Raw genomic sequence first — 4,786 nt, 5'->3', positions numbered from 1 at the left:
CACCACCGAAGCCATGATCGCGGAGGCTCCGAAGAAGGAGTCGGCTGGCGGCGGCATGCCTGGCGGCATGGGCGGCGGCGGCATGGGCGGCATGGGCGGCATGGATTTCTAATCCAGCTCTGGCAGCTTTCGCAACGAGAGGGCGGCATCAATGCCGCCCTCTCAGACTGCTGACAAACCCCGTCGATTTTCGGCGGGGTTTTTTGTTATGTGATTGAAGTGTCTTGGACTGTTTGTGTCAGGAGATTTTGACAAGAGGCATTGAGCCTCATGCGCGGGCCGGCTTGGGTTTCGGGCACAGGCAAAGGGCGATCTTTTTGATGTTCTGGGCGGCGGCGGCGATCAGGCACTGGCAGGCGACCTTGGTGAGACTTCGGAACCGCGCATAGCGGTGACCATGCAGTTGCTTGGCGTCGGCGAAGGAGCGCTCGACGGTCTCCTTGCGGCGGCGGTAGATAGCCTTGCCCCATGCGGTCAGCCGGTTGGCGTCGGTGCGCTCCTTCGCATCGGCCCAGGCATGGCGGATGATGGTGCGTTGGGCCTTGGCATTGCTGGTGCAGGAGGCAAGCAGCGGGCAGTCGCGGCAGATAGCCGGGTCACTCTTGTAGTGGCGGTAGCCATTGCGGTCGGTGGTGGCGTAGGCCAGCATCTGGCCCTGTAGGCAGCGATAGCCATCAGCCGCCGGCTCATGGGTGAAGGAGGACGGACCCATCATGGCCGGGCTTGGGCGGTCTGGGGCGACGATAACCGGTGACACCGCGGATTGCCCGATCCTCCAGTCCTTTGGCGATGCCTGCCGTGGCATAGCCGGCGTCCAGCCCGACGGCGCCGACATCAAAGCCGAAGCGCTGCCCCTGCGGATCGAGCCTCGACAGGTAGACGGTCGAATCGTGGACGATCGCCGTCGTGTGCGTGTCGGTGATGATGGCGTGCGCCGCATCCACCGTGCGATGGTCGAGATAGAAAAAGCCCTTCGGCTTGCCCTCGCGTACCATGTAGCCGCTGTCGGGGTCGGTGCGCGAGACCTTGGTCTCCTTAACCGCAGGCCGCCGCTCCTTCTGCTTCAGCGGCTTCTGGCCATGCAGCGCCCGTTCGGTGTCGATCGCACGATCGAGGTCGGCCCAATAGTCGGCCCGCGACTTGGCGATCATGGCAAGATCGTATTTGCCCTTGTTGGCGTTGGCCTTCAGATGGGTGGAGTCGGTGTACAGCACCGTGCCGTCGACCAAGCCCGCCCGGATCGCCTGCTCAACAATGCGGTCGAAGATCGCCTGCGACACGCTGGTGTCGTCGTAACGCCGCCGCCGGTTCTGGCTCAACGTCGAGGCGTCGAACACCTTGTCCGTCAGCTTCAGTCGCAGGAACCAACGATAGGCGACATTGACCTCGATCTCGCGCACCAGCTGCCGCTCCGAGCGAACGCCAAACAGGTAGCCGATGAACAGCGCCTTGAACATCAAGGTCGGGTCGAGCGGCGGGCGGCCATTGTCGGGGCAATACAGCGGCGCGGTCAGATCGTGGATGAAGGTGAAATCGATCACACGGTCGATCTTGCGCAAAAGGTGATCGGCAGGAACCAACTGATCCAGCGTCACCATCTCGAGCGCGGTCTGTTCAGGGGCGGGTCGCTTCAACATGACCCAGTGAATCAAAAACCCCCAGCAAATGCCAGGGGTTTGTCAGCAGTCTGAGAGGGCGGCATCAATGCCGCCCTCTTTTTTTGCGAACCTCGGTCCGATGAACGATCCACGCCAACGCCGGCCATCGGTGTTAGGGCAACCTCAAAAGAACTGTCGAGTTGGTTGCGCGCGGCTTTGCGTCATCAGAGGCGCAAGGCGGTCGCGTGTGAGGATTGCGCGGTCCCATAGGCGGTTTCGGCATGTGCCTCACCTTCGACATCGACATTGCGGCCAAGCAGGAAATCGGCGGCTTTCGAGGCATGGCTTGCGGCGCGGAAGATGGCGCGGTTGTCCTCGCGCAAAACCGTCAGCCATGAGCCGATGTAGTCGGCATGGCGCACGGTCGGCTCGATGCCGAGACTGCTGCAGATGAAGGCTGATGCGATTTCGGCGACGAGTTCCTCGCGCGCATAGGTGTTGGACCCGAAGGAGCCGGACAGGTCGCGCGCGAGTCGCCTCGGGTGGCCGGTCCAGTGGCCAAGCTCGTGAAAGCAGGTCCGGTAATAGTCGATCTGGTGGAAGAAAGCCGGCTGCGGCGGCACCTGTATGGTGTCGCTGCCGGGCATGTAGAAGGCGCGCTCGCCGCCGATGCGAAAATCAGCGCCGGTTGCATGAATGAGCGCCTCGGCCTGCGGGACAATCTCGCGCTCAGGCAGAGGCTCGCCGGCGTCGTAAAGATGTTCGGGCAGATTATCGCACTGCGCGACATTGAAGACGGTGAAGCGCTTCAGGAAGGGCACCGCCTGCGGTTCGTCGCCATCGGTGTCGGCGCGTTGCTTTTCGTTCTTGGGAACAAAGCGGTCAGCGTGAACGATGGTGGTGCCGTGCTCGCCCTTTCTGACATTGCCGCCAAGCGAAAGCGCCTGCCGGAAGGTGAGCCAGTTCTGGCTGGGGAAACCACGCTCGATGACCGCGCCCCACAGGATCAGGATATTGATGCCGGAATATCGGCGCTGGGTGGCCGCATTCCGCGGCAGGCCGAGGCCTGTCCTTGCCCTGCCCCACGGCTTGACCCATGGCACGGTGCCGCGCTCCAGTTCGGCAATGATGCGGTCGGTGATTTCCTGATAAAGGCTGGCGCCGGTGCGCCCGCCACTGTCTGCGCCAGCCTGTCGGCTGCCGCAACGTTTGTTGTTTGCACGCATCGTGATGTCCTCCGCTCTACAATCGCGCGCCCTCCCCGGAAGCGGGGTGGGCGGCAAAAGCGACCGGAAAGGCCCGCCGTCGGAGGCAGACTGCATCAGCAGGACCGGAACGGAGTGGAGGACCCGAAAGCGACAAGCGAAGGGTTGCGGGACGCCGCGGCGGGCCTAGAAGGGAGTGCTGCCCACCCTGCGCCAGGGGGAAGGCCACAATAGAAAGACGCCGGCCGACAGGCCGGCGACCGTCAGCAGCCGAAGGCTGCCCCGCGCCAGGGGGCGATGCCGCAGGGCCAAGACCGCCTGAGCTTGCCGAAGAAAAGCGGGCTCGGTTCACGAGCACCCGGCCAGCGACTTCAGGCGCGGGCGCTCAGGATTGTTGTTGGCGCCCACGGCAGCTGGATGACCGCAACAAGATTACGAGGAGCGACAGCAAGCCAGCTGCCACAAACGGCACGCTCCGGCAACAACAGCGTGGCCGATCTACAGATGCTGCCCCGCACGAGAGCCAGCACGCTTTGAGCGCGCATCGGCGATGCAAGCGTTGCAAGCTGGCCATGTCCACAAGGTCCGGCGGCCACTATATCGCCGACCACCAACGCGGGCGTACCGTCTAAGTGCAGACCTTTCGCGAGTGCGCGGACGCGTGCATTTCATCTGCGATGGCCGGATCTTGCATTCCCGCTTGAGCTGCTCAACGTCAAGGCCTACACGCGCTGCGATCTTGAGAGTGACCCTTCAACTGGGGGAAATCATAAGGGCGCGGTGGAATTCGTCGAACTTTCCCTGTTTTCTCGAGGCGAGTGCGGCGAAGGCTGGGAATTGGGAATCCGGTCCCAGGACCGGGAACTGTTTGATCACAAGCTTCAGATTGGGTTCATGCTTGAAGGCTTTTTGGTAGTTGATATCAGCCAGTCTGCAATGCGGACAGTTGTGGTAGTCATTGAATATGACCAGAACGGCATCGCCTTGCGGGTTGCCGGCGATTGGCGAAGGAGATAGTTGTCGAATGCGCCGCTCCACTTTTGCCTGTCGGTCGACCACGCCTGCCGGTGCAGGTTCGCGCTATATTGGCTCGCCAGCAAGGCGAGGAGTAAAAGAAGAGCTGCGACAGTGATGGCAGTCGGCTTAGACATGAGTCTCCAATCCATGGACGGCGTGGCAGCAACGGCCCGCCTTTTTGGTGTAAAATGGGTCAGTTTTGAATCGTGCCCCGCAGTTGCTACAGGCGCAAAAGTGCCGGTGCGATCTGGCGGTTTCTCAAATACGGCTTTGCGCCATCGGGTCCACCCCAATAGCTGAGCGTCGTTCGCACGGGGAATTGTGTTCACCACGCCGGGCGACTTGACCGTCCACCGCCAGAGCGCTGAACGGTCCGCTAGTGAGGCGCTCCCCGAATCGTCGTTTATCCCGCTCGCCCCGGACCGGGTGACAGCCAGCGTTGCCGCTACGCTGCGGAGAAAAACCGTCAGCGCGTGGCATTCGGACATAAGCTGATCAACGCCAAGAATAAGCCCCACGGAGGTGACCGGTGCGGCCGGAACAAGAAAGAGCGTTGCAGCCATTGTGACGAGGCCTGCACCGGTAATGCGGGTTGTTCCGTTCGAAGGGAACAATGCGACAAACAGCATGAGGATCCGGCAGCCGATCGGGAGATCAGTTTTCGTCGCTTGGGCGATGAAAAGGGCGGCGAGCATCATATTCGTGCCGTCCAGATTGAATGGAATGAGACCCACGACCGAATGCGTGGCGCCGGCCTTTTCCATCTTCTCCATGAGCGAGGCCAGCGCGGCCTCTGAGGAGGACATTGCGAGCAGCAGCTCGTCCTTGATGTATCGGACGAGAGAGAAGAGCGAGCGGCCGTTGTAGCGGCAGACCGCGCCGAACAGGACCGAGAGGAACAGGACCGAGAGGAACAAGACTTGCAGGATGTCGCCTTCCGCGAAGGCACTGGCAATCGTTGACGGG

Annotated in this window: 3 protein-coding genes and 1 pseudogene; all 4 read right to left on the bottom strand. The window is 62.1% G+C overall.

The window, feature by feature from the left end; translation table 11 throughout:
* Positions 1-268: 268 nt before the first annotated feature.
* Positions 269-1,637, bottom strand: a protein-coding gene (locus EOB80_RS34045) for an IS1182 family transposase (protein ID WP_127332353.1) whose coding sequence is annotated in 2 segments (ribosomal slippage) — positions 269-715 and positions 717-1,637 — 1,368 coding nt in all. Because the reading frame shifts where the segments join, the coding sequence is not laid out codon by codon here.
* 185 nt (positions 1,638-1,822) lie between these two features.
* On the bottom strand, positions 1,823-2,824 hold the full coding sequence (locus EOB80_RS34040; protein ID WP_127319925.1) for a zincin-like metallopeptidase domain-containing protein: 1,002 nt from the start codon (positions 2,822-2,824) through the stop codon (positions 1,823-1,825).
* A 732-nt stretch (positions 2,825-3,556) separates the two neighbouring features.
* Positions 3,557-3,841 (bottom strand): thioredoxin domain-containing protein, encoded by a 285-nt coding sequence (locus EOB80_RS35785; RefSeq protein WP_245463706.1) that lies wholly within the window; start codon positions 3,839-3,841, stop codon positions 3,557-3,559.
* A 237-nt stretch (positions 3,842-4,078) separates the two neighbouring features.
* A pseudogene (locus EOB80_RS34030) lies at positions 4,079-4,786 on the bottom strand (cation:dicarboxylase symporter family transporter); the annotation flags it as partial.

Source organism: Mesorhizobium sp. M7A.F.Ca.MR.245.00.0.0 (genome assembly GCF_003997415.1).
Classification (GTDB): domain Bacteria; phylum Pseudomonadota; class Alphaproteobacteria; order Rhizobiales; family Rhizobiaceae; genus Mesorhizobium.
Note: the sequence above shows the minus strand (reverse complement) of the source record. Positions and strands in the feature narration are given on the sequence as shown.

What these genes read in the sequence shown, in the direction of transcription:
- EOB80_RS34040 (WP_127319925.1), bottom strand. Translation starts at nt 2,824, where the DNA reads ATGCGTGCAAACAACAAACGTTGCGGCAGCCGACAGGCTGGCGCAGAC.